This window comes from Ruegeria sp. CJ3, assembly GCF_056536725.1.
Genome location: NZ_JBQFQE010000009.1, coordinates 115,533 through 133,045 on the forward strand (window position 1 = coordinate 115,533; position 17,513 = coordinate 133,045).

Consider the following 17,513-nt stretch of genomic DNA (forward strand, 5'->3'; position numbering starts at 1 on the left):
TTGATCAGGATTTGCCGAAATATCGCAGCAGCGTGGTGCCATCGGGCCGCAATGCAGGCACAATCCGTGAGGTGTGGATGATCGGTGTCGCCTCATGGGTGATGAACCGATACGCACCGCTTTCCTCCATCAGATCCTGTGCGCGTTGGTACATCTCGGCACGCTTTGCCAGATCGGTCTCGCGGAAGGCTGCGTCGTGGACGGCATCGAACTCTTCGCTGCGGAAGCGTTCCCAGTTCCAGACACCTGCCTGTTCGGTGGTGAACCATGCGGTTGCGTAATAGGGGTCGGGGGTCATCGAGAACCGGTTCAGGATCAGTTGCAGATTCTCGTTGTCACCACTGGCCCAGAACGCCCCCGATTCCAGTACATTCACCTCAACCGTGATGCCAATTTGACCCAAGGTTGCCTGAATGATCTGCGCAATGGTGCTGTAGGTGGTCTTGTTGAGGATATCCAGCGTCAGGGTCACGTTGGTTTCACCGGATTCCGCCAGCAATTCAGCTGCTTTGGCAAAATCGGCCTGCGGCGGAACCAGACTGTTAGTGCGGTTGCCGGTCAGCCCCGGCGCGATGATCCCGGTCGATGGCTCAGCCGCCCCGAAATACGCCGCCTCAAGAATGGTCGGCACATCGATGGCATGTTGAATGGCCTGCCGCAGCTTCTTGTTCTGCAGCTTGGGGTGATCCATGTTCATGCCCAGCCAGACATAGTACAGCGACGGGTTCTCGATCAGCGTCCCACCATTGGGTACCCCTGCCCTATAGCGCTCGACCGAACCCAATGAGACGCGCGTCAAATCCAGTTCACCGGCTTCAAAGGCGATCTCGGCGGTGTTTTCATCGTCGATCGGCAGAATCTCGATCGTCTCCCAGGCCGGAGCATCCCCTTTCCAGTCGGGGTTGCGGGTCAGCACCGTCTTTTCCTTCGGGTTCCAGGCCGACCGCAGATAAGGGCCAGACTCTGCCACCGGATCGGTACCGATACGCCCGCCCGCGGCCTCAACCGCCGCTTTCGACACGATATTGCCGGTGATATATGGCAGCGCAATGGACCAGAGCGGCGCAAAGGGATCGTTCAGAACAATGGTCCCTTCCCGTTCGCCTGTCACCTCGACATGGCTGAGCGGGCCCATATCCGGCTTGTTCGGGCTGCCGGTGGCCTCGTCGATGATACGCTCGAACGAGAACTTCACGTCCTCCGCCGTCATTGCGCCGAAACCGTTGGTAAATCCGATATCATCGCGCAGCGCGAATTTGATATGGGTCGGGTCAGCCTGTTCGATCATGGCCGCGGCGTCCAGCTGCCAATCCCATTCGGTGCCGGGTTTATACTGGATCAGTTTGTTATAGATCGGGGCCTGAATCTGTTCATCGCTCTGGCCTTCGGAATGCGCCGGGTCCAGCGTCTGCATGTCACGATACGAACGGATGCGCAGAACCCCGTCTTCTGCCGCGATCGCCCGCCCCGGCCAAACGCCAGTAAGCGCCGAGCTTGCACCCAATGCGGCGGCCGTTTTCAGAAATCCGCGCCGATCCAGCGGCGCCTGCATCCATTTCATTTTCATGTCGTTCTCCCTTTGGCTTTCCGGGCCGTGCTGTGTGCAGCGTGGGACCAAACCCCGCATCCGCCATTCTGCCGCTTTCTGATTGCATACGCATGACACCCGGTCTCATGCGCAGCTTTAGGGCAAATAACCACGATCGAGGGGCATGTTGAAAGTAAGCGAGTTTATGCTATTGTATGTATGTTTACGCACAACTGCAGCAACCAGTGTAAGAAGCAGGACCAATGGCCGAGGATTTTTCAAAAAACCTGCGGGCGCTTTGCGCGCGCTTTGCCAGCATATCAGCCGTCTGCCGCGAGATTGGAATCAACCGCCAGCAGTTTAACCGATATTTGAACGGTGGCGGGCTGCCTTCGGCCTTTAACTTGCGCCGTATCGCTGGGTTTTTCAGCATTGCCGAGGCAGAGCTATTGCTGCCTCATGACACGTTTCATGCAAGACATATCCGTCAGAACAAGGTTACGCGCCGTGTTCCGGAACAACTGATAGGTGACGTGTTTCGGGATCAGGCCCGGGGCCTGCGCCGCTATCTGGGGTTTTATCACGGGCATTTTCGTACTCCCACGTGGGAGGGCGGCATTCTGCGAACCCTGATCTGGCTGCGGGAACAGGACGGATATGTCGTCACTCACAGTTTTGAACGCGCCACGGATGCCAATGGCAACATCCGACAGCGGACACGTTACTCGGGTCTGGCCGCATATCGCGGCAACCGGATCTACATTTTCGAACGCGCTTTCAGCGATGACGGCTTTTTGTCCGAAACGATCCTCTACCCCGCCCATCGTCAGCAGATTGTTCATATCAAAGGGCTAACCACAGGCGTCGCGACACGGCCGCGGCTGGCGCCTTTTTCATCACCCACCATCTGGAAACGCATCAGCAATGCGACCTCAGCGCGAGAGGCGGTAAGCAAGACAGGTGTATATCCAAACTCCAGTGCAAGGATTGAACCTCAGATCAGACGGTTCCTGACAGAGAACGAGGGAACCCTTCTAACGTAGCGGGCTCGCTCGGGCAAAGAACAGATCAACTGCAAGCTCCTGCATCTTGCTGTGGAAATCCAAGGCTTGAGTTTTCTGCAGGCCGGATTGTGTCCGATGCTATCCCAGCCCAGCTTTTATTCTGTTCCGAGCGCTCCTTATCCCGGCAATCACATGGTTCTGACCTCGGACCAATTCGGTTCGGGAAAAGCCACGAAGCGTTTCGGGTCTTGCGGCAATCTTTGTCGCCTCTTCCAGAGCAGGAAGTGGCGGAATAGTCAGGGCCGGGTCATGCCTGAAACGATCAGAGCGATTGAAATTCAACGGCACCAGAATGCGGGCAAGATCCTGGATGATCGCATTGGCTGCAGTTTCCGGAATCTCTCCGGCATGGGCCCGCTCGTAAAACGTTTCAAGGTCCGTCAGCAGGCCATCAACGGCTGCGGCTGGCCCCGAAAGGTCAAAGCAATCGCCAGCTTGCGTTTGATATTCGGCAATCGTCGCTTGAAATTCCCGCGCAGTCGCGCGCCAGTCCATTGGCAGAACGCCCGCATTTGCATTGCGAAAAATTGCCAGCAAGTAGACCTTGATGTCGCGCAACAGGATATCTTTATCCGCAATCTCTAGCGTATCGTTCTCGGTATGCCAGGCGATGTTCATGCCGCACCCCCCCACAGCGTAATATCCAAGCTCTTCCCGATGGGCGTCGGTCATCGCCGAAGACAGCATCAGGTAGCTGGATATGCCGATATCGTTGAAGGAATAGTCCCCCGCCCGGTGTGGGCGCTCGGAATGCAGTGTTTTGCCCGCGACATCCTGGATGACATTGGCAAGGAAATCATGGGCTTCGGACATGACCGAGACATTGATGAACTCGGTCGCCCACCGGCAACCGGGGCTGTCACAATTCACCTGCGCCACACAGTTCTCGTCAAGATCGAGCGCGAAGGTATCCGAATACCATGTCGATCCCGCATAACGACCCGTAGAATGCCCCGGCCACCAGCATATCTTGACCGTGCGCCGCAGCTTGTCTCGATTGGCCCAGAGGACCCGCGCCACCTCCAACATTGTCGCATCGCCGGTGGCGTTGTCGCCGACGCCCACATCCCAACTGTCCAGATGACCGTGCAGCAACACGTATTTGTTCGGCTCTTCGCTGCCGGGAATGGTGATTTCGGGCAGCTTTGAGCGGAACCAGCCCTCTTCCATCTCGGTGAAGATCGTCGCCTCGCCCCCCGCTTTGGCGAGTTCGATCAGCGCTTTGCCGCTTTCCATATTCACCGCCGCCGCCGGAATCGATGGCTTGCGGTGCAAATCGCTTGCGCTGGGGATGCCCCAGATCGTGGTGCAGATGCCCCAGTGAATGTCGACACCGGGATTGATCGCAATCACACCGACCGCGCCGCACCCTTCCATCAAAGAGATAATCGCGGGACTGGCGAAGCCTTCGGTCAGAACGATCTTGCCGCGCACCCGCCCCTCCATTTCCGGCCCGGCCTCAAGCTGGCTTTCAAAGGCGTCCTCTTCATCCATGTTGGTCGTGCCGCGGATATAGACCAGCGGCCCGCTGAATCCGCTTGGAGCGTTGGCACTGAAGGCAGGCGGCTTGGCGCGATAGGTGACGCCCGCGGCCTCAACTCGGGCTTCACCGGGCAGGCTGAGGAACAGGTCCGGTTCGTGCACTTTCACGTCGACCCCGTGTTTGGTCAGCCGGCTCACAACCTCATCCATGCCGCGATTGACGTCGTCGGGGTGTTCCCGCTTGAAGGTCGAGAAGCTTTCGACAAGGGCCCAGGGTTCGTCGATTGTGACCTGATCAAGCAGGGCAGTTTCTTCAGGGATCATGGGCCTCTCCAATGTTTTATTCAGTGAAACGTTGTCGCAATAAATAAAACATAGACAGACAAACTGATTCCGCGCAAGACCCCTGTCCTGGCGCGTCAGACGGTATGAATTGGGAACAACCTGAAACTTTTAGTACAACTCGGATCAGCCCAATGTCAGCTTTTCTGAGATCTCATTGGCCGCTGCCACAGCCTTTTCAATGTAGCTTGCACGGCGCACTTCATCGAGCCGAACAGACGCACCCGCCACGGAGATACCAGCGATAATTTCGCCCGCACTGTTCTGTATCGGCGCCGCGACCGAGAAGGCCCCATCGTCCAGATCGTTGATCGCTACGTTGTATCCGTTCGCCCTGATCAGCAGCAAAACCTCGCGCAGACGCTCCGGGTCGGTGATGGTATGCGGGCTGAACTGCTCAAGCTCGCTGGCCAGAACACTGTCGCGGATACTGGGTTCTGCATAGGCTAGCAGTAGCATCGATGCACCACCGGCATGCAGCGGCCCGCGTCGGCCCAACTGCGCAAAAAGCCTTATACTGTGGAGCCCCTCGCGCGTTGCAATGGCGACCGACGCGGTCGCCTCGCGGATTACCAGGTTGACGTTTTCACCCGTGTCGTCACGCAACGCGTCCATCACCGGGCGGGCGACCTGCAACAACGCGCCTTCCCGCCCCACGCGCTCTCCTAACAGTGCCACGCGATAGCCCAGCGAGTAAATTGCCCGTTCCTCGTCGCGCTGGACATAGCCATCCTCTTCCAGCGTCTGCAAAAGACGAAAGACAATTGACTTGGTCAGACCAAGCTGTTCTGCCAAAGCCGTTGCACCGATCCCCGGCGTTTCGGCCAAAGCCTCCATCACACGCAGGGCACGGGCCACCGCATCGATCCGGTAAGATTTTCGCCCGGGGGCCGCTTCGGTGGTTTCTTGCGACATCGGTGACTTCGACTCTCTTGCTTTTAAACGAATCTGTGTTTTACTGAATGAACGATAGCAAACCTGTTTCATTGAGTAAAACAATAATCGCTCACAGCATCAGCTTGATCGGGCGTCCATAAAGAAAAGGTGTTGCACATTTGGCGGCGGGCAATAACCGCCGCGATCTAAACTGCCCGCGTGCCCCGTGGGCTAACCAACGGGAGAACGACCTTGAAGACTCTTGTTACAGCTGCTGCCGGACTTGCTGTCTCAGCATCGCTTTGGGCGGTAAGTGCCAGCGCACAGGATCAAATCCGAACCATCGAACTGTTGACCCGCCCACAGGCGGCACAGCCGGCCGAGTTTCAGGCCATCCAGCTGATCGCGCAGGAATGGCGCAAGCTGGGGTTGGACGTCAATGTCAACGTGATGCCGTGGTCGCAAATGGCCGATGCCGTCTGGTACAACCGCGACGACTGGGACGTGACCGCCTGGCAGATGACCGGGCGGCCGGAACGGTCTGACCCGGATGAGATCATCTTTAACCTGTTCCATTCCTCTACCGCCGAGAACGGGTACAATTTCATCGGCTACAAGAACCCCGAATATGACGCGCTGGTTGAAGAACAACGGGTGACCGTCGACCCCGAGGCGCGGCAGAAACTGGTGCTGAAGGCGCAGGAAATTCTGGACGCGGATCAGCCCAACATGATGCTAGTGCATCCGCAGCAGGCCTTTGCCTTTGACAAAACCGTCTTCGATCCGGCCTCGGTCGTGGATCAATCCGGCATCGGTATCCGCAGCTACTGGACGTGGCTGGGCCTGACGCCGACGGGTGATCAGAAGGACATCATCGTCAACAGTTCGGACAATGTGATTGCGGTGAACCCGCTTTATATCTCGGGCGTGACCGACAACTGGCTGACCGAGCTGATCTATGACCGTCTGTTCCGCGTGGGGCCGGATGGCCTGCCGCAGCCCTGGGCGGCGGAAAGCTTTGAATGGCGCGACGACACCACCATCGCTGTCACGCTGCGCGACGGGCTGACTTTCCATGATGGCAAGCCGGTCACCGTCGATGATGTGGTCTTTTCTTATGAGGCGACCACGGGCGGCGAAGCTCCGATGTACGCCCCGTTCGGCAGCAATGTCGCCAGCGTCGACGTTGAGGGCGACAACACGATTGTCTTCTCGCTGAACACGCCTTCGGCCTCGTTTCTGACCTCCAGCCTGGCCAAGATCAACATCATCCCGAAACACGTGTGGGAGCCCATTCTGGCGGATCTGGCGACCAAGGATGAAAACGCGGAAAGCTATCAGGAAGACACGCCAATCGGCTCCGGAGCTTACAAGTTCGTGCGCTGGCTGCCCAATGAAGAGATCGTGCTGGAGGCCAATACCGACCATTTCAACGCCCCAAAGGCCGAGCGTTTTATCCTGCGTCTGGTTCCAAATGCCGAGGCTGCGCTGGGTATGCTGCGGTCAGGTGAGCTGAACTTCCTGACTGATTTCCAGGGTGATCCGCAGGTCCTGCTGGATGCCGCAGAACAGGATGGCGATCTGGAGGTGGTTTCGACCGTCGATATCGGCTTCCGGTACGTCGCCTTCAACCTGCGCCGCCCACCGTTCAACGATCCGGCCTTCCGCCGTGCGTTGTCTGCGGCTGTTGATCGCCGCCTGATCGTGAACGCGGCCTTCAAAAAGTTCGCTGTCCCATCGAACTCGGTGGTCTCGCCCGCGCTGGAATACTGGCACGCCGAAGACGTCGTGAACGGGTTCAAGGCAGGCGGCGATGTAGCCAAGTCGATCCTGGAAGAGGCCGGCTATGGCGGTGTCGGTGATCGCCTGACCTATCCCGACGGTGTCAAGGAAACACTTGCGGACTAACACCCGTCCGGCTGGCGCGGCGGGCAATCGCCGCGCCCCTTCTAAACACCACAACCCAACCCTCCGGGGCCCTTTCAGGACAGAGATGAGCACTCTCAAGCCTTTCCTCATACGCACGCTGCAACTGATGCTGGTCCTCTGGGCGGTCGTGACGATCCTGTTCCTGATGTTCCGCCTGATGCCCGGCAATCCGCTGGCGGCTTATATCGATCCGACCTTTACCGCAGAACAGCAAGAGGCGCTGATCCGGCAGTTCGGCCTGGATAAGCCCTTGTGGCAGCAGTATTTTACCTATCTGGGCAATCTGTTGCAGGGTGAGCTTGGCTATTCCTTCCGCTATCGCAGCCCCGTCTCAGAGCGGATCATGCTGCTGTTGCCGAACACTCTGATCCTGACGTTTTCCTCGCTGATCGTGGCCTATACTTTTGGCATCCTTGCGGGCGCATGGCTCGCATGGAAACGCAATTCGCGGTTCGAGGCCGCGGCTCTACCTGCGGTTCTGGCCACCCGTGCGATGCCCGAATTCTGGTTGGGCATGGTGCTGTTGGCGATCTTTTCCTTTTCACTGGGTTGGTTCCCCGCTGGCGGCACACGGTCCGCAGGCACCAGCTATGACAGCCTGTGGCAGCTATATACCTCCGCCAATTTCCTGTCGCACCTGTTCCTGCCGATGATGACTCTGGCGATCTACTCGCAAGGCCTGCCACTGCTGCTGATGCGATCAAACATGCTGGATGTGATGAAAGAAGATTTCGTCACCATGGCCAAGATCAAAGGGCTTTCGCCCTCCGCCGTTGTGATCCGGCACGGGGCCCGGAACGCTCTGCTGCCAGTGATGACCTCATTCGCCATTGCGGTGGGCTATCAGCTGCAGGGCAACGTAGTGGTCGAAAGCGTGTTCTCCTGGCCCGGTCTGGGGCGAGAGCTGGTGAATGCGGTTGCGGCTTCGGACTACCCGCTGGCGCAGGGGGCGTTCCTGATGATCGCAATTGTGGTCATCATCATGAACCTGATTGCCGATCTGCTTTATACCTTCCTGGACCCGAGGATTTCTCATGCCTGATGCGACGATCAAGGCAAACCCCTCGGGCATCGCGCGGGTATTCGAGGCGATCAAGCTGCCGGTGGGCGATCCTTTTGCTTTGGCCGGCCTGTTGATCTACGCGTTGTTCATCATCACCGCTTTGGCCGCGCCAATCATCGCGCCGTATGACCCGACTGAGATCCTCTACACCGAAGACTTTGACCTGGCGTCGGACCTTTTGCCGGGGGAGCAGGGGCATATTCTGGGCACCACGTCATTGGGCCGCGATATCTTTTCCCAGATCGTCTGGGGGGCCAGATCGGCATTGCTTGTGGGCTTCACCGCAGCGTTCATGGTGGCGTTCATCGGTTCTGTCGTGGGGCTGCTGGCCGGATATTTCGGAGGTCGCGTCGATGCCTTCCTGATGCGGCTGGCCGATGTGGCCTTCGGTATCCCGTTCCTGCCCTTCGTCATCGTGATCTCGGCCTTTTCCGAGCCGTCAATCTGGAACACGGTCATCGCCATGGCGCTGGTGCTGTGGCGCGATACGGGCCGAGTGATCCGCTCACAAGTCCTGTCGCTGCGCTCGCGCGGATATGTCGAGGCCGCGCGTGTCGTCGGGTCCTCGGACCTGAAAATCATTCTGCGCCACATCACCCCCAATATCCTACCGCTCAGCTTTCTGTATGGCTCGATCGCCATTGGCTGGGCCATCCTGACCGAGGCATCAATCAGCTTTCTTGGGTTCGGCGACCCGGATGCGATCAGCTGGGGTTTCATGCTTCAGGACGCCTTTGCAAGTCAGGCTTTGGCGCGGCAGGCCTATCACTGGTTTATCCCGCCGGGGCTGGCGATCATCCTTGTGGTCAGTGCCGGTTTCTTCATCTCGCGCGGGTATGAAAACCTGCTGTTTCCGAAGCTGGGGCGCTGACCATGGCAGACACGCTTCTTTCTATCCGAGACTTGTCGATTGCCTATAAGGTCGGCGCGCTGGATGTGGTCGCAGTCAGCGAGGCGTCTTTCGACGTTCCGCAAGGCGCCATCGTCGGTCTGGTCGGAGAATCCGGTTGCGGCAAGACCACCATGGCCCGTACCTTGACCCGTGTGATTGCCGACAACGCGCGCATCGCGGGCGGCGCGATGGAATTCGACGGTCAAGACCTCGCCGCGATCTCCGAGCGTGAGATGAACAACCTGCGCTGGCGCGATATTTCGTTCATTCCGCAATCGGCGATGAACTCCCTCGATCCGGTGTATCGCGTGGAATATCAGATCATGGAGGTCTTGCGCGACCGGGGCGGGATGAGCAAATCACAGGCCAGCGCGCGTGCTGTAGAATTGTTCGAGATGGTAGGCATCGACCCGGGCCGCCTACGCGACTTTCCGCATCAATTCTCAGGCGGCATGCGGCAACGCGCTGCGATTGCGCTGGCTTTGGCGCTGAACCCGAAACTGGTTGTGGCGGATGAGCCGGTAACGGCGCTTGACGTCATCATTCAGCGCCAGATTCTGGACCAGTTGCGCAGCCTGCAACGCGACCTTGGCCTGTCCGTCATCATGGTGACGCATGATATCTCGGTCGTGGCTTACATCTGCGACCGCACGGTGGTGATGTATGCGGGCAAGGTCGTTGAAAACTGCAACACCGCGACCCTGCTGAACGAACCGCTGCACCCCTACACGATGGGGCTGAAAAACGCGTTTCCCGATCTGCAATCCGCCGGAACCGGCGTTCTAACCCCAATCGCAGGCAGCCCGCCGGACCTGATCGACCCGCCCAAAGGCTGCCGCTTTGCCCCGCGCTGTCCCTTTGCCACCGATCTGTGCCGCCATACCGAACCGCCCCTGACCGAAGCCGCGCCTGACCATCACGTCGCCTGCCACCGCGCAGATGAGGCCGCCGCCCTGCGTGAAACGGCCCGGCAACCCTCGACATGGGGGACTGCCGCATGACCGAGACGATGATCGAAATGGAGAACGCGCAGCTTCACTACAAGATCGGCAACGCTATCTCGGCGATGATGGGGTTGCCCGCGACCGTCAAGGCGGTAGATGGCGTGACGCTGACCCTGAGGAAAGGCGAAAGCGTCGGTCTGCTTGGGGAGTCGGGCTGTGGCAAGACCTCGATGGGTCGCATCCTCGTGCGGTTGGAGGAGGTGACGGGCGGTTCGGCCCGGTTTGACGGGCAAGAGATCAAGGATTTGTCGGGCGATGAGCTGCGCGCGTTTCGCAGCCGGTCGCAGATGATTTTCCAGAACCCGTTCGATGCGGTGAACCCCCGCTATTCCATCCGAAAGACGCTGGAAGAACCGCTGGCCAACGCCCGCATTCCGAATGGCGAATGGCACGCCCGCGTCATCGACGCGCTGGAGCTTGTTGGTCTGGGCGATCCAGAACAGTTTCTGGAGCGGTATCCGCATCAACTCTCAGGCGGGCAGTTGCAGCGCGTCGTCATGGCACGTGCGCTGATCCTGGAACCCGAGTTTGTTGTCGCGGACGAACCCGTCTCGATGCTGGATGTGTCGGTGCGCGCGGGCGTCCTGAACGTGTTTCGCGATGTGCGTGACCGACTGGGGCTGACGGCGATCTATATCAGCCACGATCTGGCGCTCGTGCGCTATGTCTGTGACCGCACCATCGTCATGTATCTGGGCCGGATTATGGAGGACGGCCCGACCGAAGACATCGTGCATGCGCCGCTGCACCCTTACAGTCAGGCTCTGGTTGCGGCGGTGCCCACGCCGCATGTCGATCAAAGCCACGATCCCCTGCCCATCGGCGGCGGCGCGCCGGACCCACGCAATCCGCCCTCGGGCTGCGTGTTCCGCGACCGATGCCCGCGCGCGCAAACCCGATGCGCCGACGAAGTCCCGATGCCCCGCCCCATAGGAACACGCCGCGTCGCGTGCCATTTCGTCGAAGAATGACGCAGCCCATCACATACCCAGGCACGGTTTGTCGAACCGTGCTCACCCTCAGCTTATCAGAAGGGAGACGACCATGAACAAGCCATCACGGCTCAGCCAATCCGCGCTTTGCGATCCGGTCTCGCTCGAAATCATCCGCGGGGCCATTGCCGCCGCGCAATCCGAGATGGAGGCGCTGATCGAGCGCACAGCCATTTCCGCCTTCATCCGCGAAAAGAAGGATTTCTACACGGCGCTGTTCGACGGCAATGGCACGATGGCCGTGGGGTCGATGGTGCCGATCTTTGGCGACATGACCCGGCCCGTACTGGAAAAATTCCCGATTGAGACGATGCAGGATGGCGACGTCTATTGGTACAATGACTGCTACGGCTCATACGGCGCGATTTCCCATTCCAACGATCAGGTCCTGCTGGCGCCGGTCTTTCGCGAGGGCCGCGTTTGCGCCTTTGTCATGAGCTGGGCGCATTTTGCCGATATCGGCGGCTTGCGGCCCGGGTCGATCAGCCCGGATGCCACCGATATCTTTCAGGAAGGTGTGATGATCCCGGTGACCAAGATGATCGAAGCAGGTCAGGTCAATCAGGCCGTGCTCGACATTTTTCACCGCAATTCCCGCTATCCCGAGCAAAGCGAAGGCGACATGCGCGCGCTCATGGCCAGTGTTGAACTTGGCGTGCGCAGGGTCGGCGAAATCCTTGACCGGTTCGGGCCGGACGTGACCGAGGACGCATTGGCACAATTGCTGGAACGCACCCGAAATCTGGTGCGGGACAAGATGGCCGAGACCTTCGATTACGGCACTTATTCCTTCACCGATGCGATTGACACCGATGGGCACGGCAACGGCCCGTTCCACATGCGGTTCTCGCTGACGCGTGCCAAGGGCGCGGACGGAGCAGATCATTTTACCTTCGACGCCCGGGATACAGACGATCAGGCCCCCGGGCCGATCAATTACCTAATGAACAAGGGCGTGCCCGGCATGGCATTGGGCCTGTTCTATCTGGGCGGCGATCCCAGTCAGGTCTGCAATGCGGGCGGGCCCAATGCGCTGGATGAGGTGCTGTTTCGCAAGGGCAGTTTCCTGCAACCGGAATACCCCGCCCCGCTGGGCCTGCGCGGTCTGACCGCGATGCGAATGATCTCGGCCATGTGCGGGCTGCTGAACGCAGGGGGAGGTGAGGCCCCGGCGGCGAATTCGGCCTATGTGGTCAACATCATGCGCGGCAAATACCGGACCGAGGCGGGAGCGTTGGAGCCCTACCTGTTGGCCGATGGGATCGGCGTTGGCTATGGCGCGCGCTCCACGGCGGACGGAATAGATGCGGTCTATTTCGTCGCGCAGGAGAACTATCCGGTCGAATTTCTGGAGGCAGGCTATCCGGTGACCATGCGCAGCTATGGCATCGTTGCGGACTCCGGCGGGGCGGGTCGGTACCGGGGCGGGTGCGGCATCGTGCGCGAATACGAAATTCTGGCCGAAGAAACCATGGTGGCCATCCGTATCGACAGCGTCCAGAACCCGCCATGGGGCATTCATGGCGGTAAATCCGGTCGCCATGGCATCGCCATCGTGAACCCGGGCACGCCGAACGAGGTGCGGCTTGATCCGCTGTCGGATGGCAACATGCTCAAGCGCGGCGACATCCTGCGGATCGAAACCGGGGGCGGTGGGGGCTATGGCCACCCGTTCGACCGGCCTGCGGAAACTGTGCTGCAGGACGTACTGAGCGGGTTTGTCACCGCGCAGGCCGCCCGCGCAGAATATGGCGTGGTGGTCGCGGGCGACACGCTGGACGTGCAGGCCACCCAGACCCTGCGCGCCAATCGTCCGGAAACCCGCCGCTTTTACCGACAGGAGTATGTCGATGCCCTCGTCTGATATGTCCTTTGACCCGTCCTATGCCGTGGCCGTCGATATTGGCGGGACCTTCACGGATATCTCTCTGCTCGACCGCAGCTCGGGCGCGGTGTGGCGGGCCAAGACCGCCTCGGTGCCCAGCGACCCGTCGCAAGCCTTCATGACTGGCGTGAACATGGTGTTGGAAGGTGCGGGAATTCGCGCAGCTGACCTGTCGCGCGTTCTGCACGGCACGACGGTTGCAACCAACATGATCCTCGAAGGCAAGGGCGCACGCACCGCCCTTGTGACGACTCGCGGGTTCCGCCATGTGCTGGAGATCGGACGCCAGGACATTCCGCGCCACGCCAATCTTTTCACCTGGGTGAAACCGGCACGGCCCGTTCCGGCAGACCGTATTCACGAGGTCGATGAGCGGATCGGCACGGGCGGTCATGTGGTCGAACAGCTGGATGAAAGCAGCGTGAACGCGCTGGTGGGCCGCCTGCGCAAGCAGCAGGTCGAGGCCGTCGCCATCTGCCTGTTGCACGCTTATGCCAATCCCGCCCATGAAAAACGCGTGGCCGAGCTGTTGCGTGCGGCGCTGCCGGATGTCGCCATCACCTGTTCCACGGATGTCCTGCCCGTGGTGCGGGAATTCGAACGCTCCTTGGCGACCGTATTGAATGCAAATGTGATGCCGGGGGTGTCGACCTATATCTCGCGGCTGGAAAACCGGCTGAGTGAGGCCGAGGCCAGCTCGCCCCTATTGCTGATGCAATCCAATGGCGGTGTGGCTGGGACCGGCGCGATCCGCACCGCGCCGGCTTTGACCGCACTGTCCGGCCCCGCCGCTGGCGTGGTGGGCGCGGTCGATGCGGCGGCGGCTTGTGGGATCAAGGACATCATTACCGTGGATATCGGTGGCACATCCGCCGACATCTGCCTGATCCGGGACGGAGAGATCAATCTGACGCAGCAAGGCAAGGTGGGCGAATGGCCCCTGTCGCTGCCGATGGTGGACATGGTGACAATCGGCGCAGGTGGCGGGTCGATTGCGGCCGTGGCGAACAACACGCTGTCGGTGGGGCCCAACTCGGCCGGGGCACGACCCGGGCCTGCGGCTTATGGACATGGCGGGACCGAGGCGACCGTCACCGACGCCCATGTCGCCTTGGGCAACCTGCCGCAGGCCCTGCTGGGCGGGGCCATGTCCCTGGACCTCAATGCAGCCCAAGCCGCCGTGACCAACAATGTCGCGCGCCCGCTTGGCCTGACACCCGAGGCAGCGGCGCAGGGCATTCTGGCCATTATGAACAACAACATGGTCGGGGCAGTGCGCACCGTCTCGGTCGAGCGGGGGCATGACCCGCGCGATTTCACTCTGGTCCCTTTTGGGGGTGCGGGGCCCTTGCATGGCTGCGCATTGGCCGAACTGCTTGGCATCCGTCAGGTGATGATCCCCGCAGCGCCCGGTCTGCTCTGTGCCGCCGGATTGCTAGCCGCCGATATGAAGGCCGAATTCACCCGCGCCCTGCCCACGCCCGGCGCGATCAACCAGACCCAGGGTGACAGCATAGTCACAGAGCTGACCAAAGACGCCACCGCCTGGATGGATCACGAAGGCATCGCCCCCGATCAGCGCGCCCTGAACGCCCGCGCGCTGTTGCGGTTTCACGGGCAAGGCGGCGAAATCGCGGTCGACTGGGCCAACAGCCCTGACGAGACCGAAACCCGTTTCCGCGACGCGCATACATCGCTGTACGGATTTGTTCTGGATGCGCCGATTGAGCTGGTCACATTGCGCATCGAAGCCGTTGGCCGAACCGACCCGGTCAACAGCCCCGCCCTTGCCAAAGCCGATATGCCGGACGCGCTGCAGACACAAAAGGTGCACTGGCCCGACGGCATCGCTGAAACGCCGGTTTATGACCGCGCCGCGCTTGGGGCGGAAACCACGATCCACGGCCCCGCCATCCTGACGCAACTGGATACGACCGCCCTCATCGCGCCGGGCTGGACGGCCACGGTCCACGCCTCGGGCGCGGTGCTGCTGACCAAGGACCCTACCTGATGCAAGCTCTGTTCGATCACATCGACGCCCATGCCGACAGCTTTGTCGCGCGGGTCATGGATTACGTGCGCCACCCCTCGATCTCGGCCCATGACATTGGCATACGCGAGGTTGCGGATATGCTGGTCGGGCATCTGACCGAACTGGGCTTTGACGCTGGGTTGGTTGAGACGCCGGGACACCCCTTTGTTCTGGGTCATGCCACGGTTGATCCCGAAAAGCCCACTGTCCTGCTGTATGGCCATTATGACGTGCAGCCGCCCGATCCGCTGGACCAATGGATCAGTCCGCCTTTTGAACCGACATTGCGGGACGGCCGCATTTGGGCGCGCGGGATCGGAGACAACAAGGGGCAGCATTTCGCACAGCTTCTGGCGATTGAAACCCATCTTGCCGTCAACGGTACGCTGCCCTGCAACATCATCTTTCTGCTGGAAGGCGAGGAAGAGATCGGCTCACCCCAGATCGCCGATTTCGTGCGGGAAAATGCGGACCGCCTGCAGGCCGATCTGGTGGTCACGTCGGACGGTCCCCTGCATGAAAGCGGCGCGCCGGTGATTACGTTTGGCGTGCGCGGCGTTGCCTCGTTCGATCTGGTTGCCAAAGGGGCCGCGCGCGACGTGCATTCGGGCAATTACGGCGGTGTGGTGCCCAACCCGATCTGGACGCTGGTACAACTGCTGGCCACGATGAAAGACGCCGAGGGTAACATCACCGTCGAAGGCCTGACCGAGCCGGTGATCCCGCCCACCAACCTCGAACGCGATGCGGTGGCGCGTTTGCCGGATGATGAACAGGCGGTGATGGAGGATTTGAAGCTCGGCCAAATGGACGGACCTCGCGACCGGCCGTATTGGGATCGGCTGATGTTCCACCCGACGCTGACGATTAACGGGCTGCATGGCGGCTATGGCGGGCCGGGTAGCAAAACAGTGCTGCCGAACGAGGCCATCGCGAAATGCGACGTGCGGCTGGTCGAACCGCTGACACCCGATTACGTGTTCGATCGCATCGAAGCCCATGTGAAGCGGCACGCGCCGGGTGTCGAGGTGGTTCGGCACAATGGCATGTTGCCCTCAAAAACACCTCTGGACAGCCCTTACGCAAAACCCCTGCGGGACGCGATCATCGCCGCGCGCGGGATGGAGCCGCTGATTTATCCGACCGTCGGCGGGTCGCTTCCCGACTATGTCTTTACCAAGATCCTGAAAAAAGACGCATTTGTGATTCCATACGCAAACGCAGATGAAGCCAACCACGCGCCAAACGAGAATCTGGAGGTGGTGAGGTTTCTGGATGGTATTAAGACCGGTGCCGCTGTTTTGAACGCACTTGGAACATTGCGCAGCGCTGACCTGAAGGAAGCCTAAAAGTTCCTATACAGCACATTGGTACGCCGGAGGCTTACGCAGCAGGCAATCCACGTCCTGCAGGACTTGGCCGCGCATCGGCGGGTGCGGCCTGTCGAACATACGCCCTCTGGTGGGCTTCCAATCTTGTCTCTTCGCGCTAACCTGCAGCCATGTCAGACCCAAAACACCCCGGTAAGCATGACCGTTTTCCACCCTTCGGAGGGCTGAAATCGTTCTACGAGGTCGCGCTGACAGGCAGCGCCGTCAAAGCGGCGGAACGCTTGAACGTTTCGGCCTCGTCCATCAGCCACCAAGTTAAATCCCTTGAGGCTGAATTGGGCGTAAGACTGATCGAGAACCGCAAAGGGCGGTTGTATCTGACCGCTGATGGAAGCCAGTTTTTCGATCGCATCAAAGGCCCGATGTCCGAGATCTTGCGTGCCACCGAAGCCATCCGTTCCATGCCCGGACGAAAGCGAATATCCCTGACGCTGACCCCGTCCTTTGCTGCCGGGTGGCTTTTGCCAAGACTGGCAGACCTGGAGCGAAGCCATCCTGACCTCGAGGTCAACTTGGTGACCACAACCCGGGTGGTCGATCTGGAACGCGAGAACATCGATCTGGCCATCAGACGAGGTGCCGGCGGGTGGGACCACGCCATTACCACACCGCTATTGCGAGAACAGATTGTACCCGTGATGTCGCACAAGCTGGCGGATGAACTCAAAGAAACGCCCCTGCCCGAAGTTCTAAAGACGCAACGGCTTCTTGCCAATTCAACCGTCGACGCGGAATGGGACGCCTGGTGTCAGGCACGGGGTTATGAACCACCGGAAACCAGCCAGCGCTATAGCCTTGAAACATATGAATTGACGATTCAGGCTGCACAGGACGGGCTGGGCATTGCCCTTGGCCGCAGACCGTTGGTCGATCCGCTGCTGTCTGCGGGTATTCTGGTAGCCCCCTTTGATGTGCCGGACGCAGACAATATTGGCTATTTTGTTGCCCGGGCCAGCGCCTCTATGCGGTCCGATGTCAAACGGTTCCATGACTGGCTCTTGACTCAGAAGGGTTGAATTTTTTTCACCTCCTG

Annotated in this window: 13 protein-coding genes; 10 read left to right on the forward strand and 3 right to left on the reverse strand. The window is 60.1% G+C overall.

All coding sequences use genetic code 11. The features are described from left to right. Window positions 1-4 precede the first annotated feature (4 nt). Entirely contained in the window at window positions 5-1,567 is a 1,563-nt protein-coding gene (locus ACR0J1_RS15955; protein WP_480733681.1) for an ABC transporter substrate-binding protein, read from the reverse strand. Between the two features lie 224 nt (window positions 1,568-1,791). Here ACR0J1_RS15955 and ACR0J1_RS15960 point away from each other — a divergent pair, with 224 nt between their 5' ends. After that, window positions 1,792-2,571 (forward strand): XRE family transcriptional regulator, encoded by a 780-nt coding sequence (locus ACR0J1_RS15960; protein ID WP_480733679.1) that lies wholly within the window; start codon window positions 1,792-1,794, stop codon window positions 2,569-2,571. Window positions 2,572-2,670: 99 nt separating this feature from the next. On the opposite strand, the gene ACR0J1_RS15965 is transcribed toward ACR0J1_RS15960, so the two are convergent. Both ACR0J1_RS15965 and ACR0J1_RS15970 read right to left on the reverse strand, forming a co-directional pair. Continuing rightward, window positions 2,671-4,398: a M28 family metallopeptidase gene (locus tag ACR0J1_RS15965; protein ID WP_480733678.1), complete on the reverse strand. Its 1,728-nt coding sequence runs from the start codon at window positions 4,396-4,398 to the stop codon at window positions 2,671-2,673. Between the two features lie 144 nt (window positions 4,399-4,542). Then, a complete protein-coding gene (locus ACR0J1_RS15970) occupies window positions 4,543-5,331 on the reverse strand; it encodes an IclR family transcriptional regulator (RefSeq protein ID WP_480733677.1) in 789 nt (262 codons plus the stop codon). 213 nt (window positions 5,332-5,544) lie between these two features. On the opposite strand from ACR0J1_RS15970, the gene ACR0J1_RS15975 reads away from it, so the two are divergent. The 9 genes from ACR0J1_RS15975 to ACR0J1_RS16015 all read left to right on the forward strand — a co-directional run bounded on the left by ACR0J1_RS15975 (window position 5,545) and on the right by ACR0J1_RS16015 (window position 17,496). Next, window positions 5,545-7,200, forward strand: coding sequence for an ABC transporter substrate-binding protein (locus ACR0J1_RS15975; protein ID WP_480733676.1), 1,656 nt, complete (start codon window positions 5,545-5,547; stop codon window positions 7,198-7,200). A gap of 85 nt (window positions 7,201-7,285) precedes the next feature. Continuing rightward, complete coding sequence (locus ACR0J1_RS15980; RefSeq protein ID WP_480733675.1) at window positions 7,286-8,263, forward strand: ABC transporter permease; 978 nt, start codon at window positions 7,286-7,288, stop codon at window positions 8,261-8,263. Then, window positions 8,256-9,155 carry an ABC transporter permease gene (locus ACR0J1_RS15985; RefSeq protein WP_480733674.1) on the forward strand — a complete coding sequence of 300 codons (900 nt, stop codon included), beginning with the start codon at window positions 8,256-8,258 and terminating at the stop codon, window positions 9,153-9,155. The genes ACR0J1_RS15980 and ACR0J1_RS15985 overlap by 8 nt, the downstream gene beginning before the upstream one ends. Before the next feature lie 2 nt (window positions 9,156-9,157). Next, entirely contained in the window at window positions 9,158-10,177 is a 1,020-nt protein-coding gene (locus ACR0J1_RS15990; protein ID WP_480733673.1) for an ABC transporter ATP-binding protein, read from the forward strand. Further along, window positions 10,174-11,151 carry an ABC transporter ATP-binding protein gene (locus ACR0J1_RS15995; RefSeq protein ID WP_480733672.1) on the forward strand — a complete coding sequence of 326 codons (978 nt, stop codon included), beginning with the start codon at window positions 10,174-10,176 and terminating at the stop codon, window positions 11,149-11,151. Before ACR0J1_RS15990 ends, ACR0J1_RS15995 begins: the two co-directional genes overlap by 4 nt. A 73-nt stretch (window positions 11,152-11,224) precedes the next feature. Continuing rightward, complete coding sequence (locus tag ACR0J1_RS16000) at window positions 11,225-13,036, forward strand: hydantoinase B/oxoprolinase family protein (protein WP_480733671.1); 1,812 nt, start codon at window positions 11,225-11,227, stop codon at window positions 13,034-13,036. After that, entirely contained in the window at window positions 13,023-15,068 is a 2,046-nt protein-coding gene (locus ACR0J1_RS16005) for a hydantoinase/oxoprolinase family protein (protein WP_480733670.1), read from the forward strand. The genes ACR0J1_RS16000 and ACR0J1_RS16005 overlap by 14 nt, the downstream gene beginning before the upstream one ends. Then, window positions 15,068-16,438 carry a M20/M25/M40 family metallo-hydrolase gene (locus tag ACR0J1_RS16010; protein WP_480733669.1) on the forward strand — a complete coding sequence of 457 codons (1,371 nt, stop codon included), beginning with the start codon at window positions 15,068-15,070 and terminating at the stop codon, window positions 16,436-16,438. The genes ACR0J1_RS16005 and ACR0J1_RS16010 overlap by 1 nt, the downstream gene beginning before the upstream one ends. Window positions 16,439-16,590: 152 nt before the next feature. Continuing rightward, on the forward strand, window positions 16,591-17,496 hold the full coding sequence (locus tag ACR0J1_RS16015) for a LysR substrate-binding domain-containing protein (RefSeq protein ID WP_480733668.1): 906 nt from the start codon (window positions 16,591-16,593) through the stop codon (window positions 17,494-17,496). The last annotated feature ends 17 nt before the right edge of the window (window positions 17,497-17,513 follow it).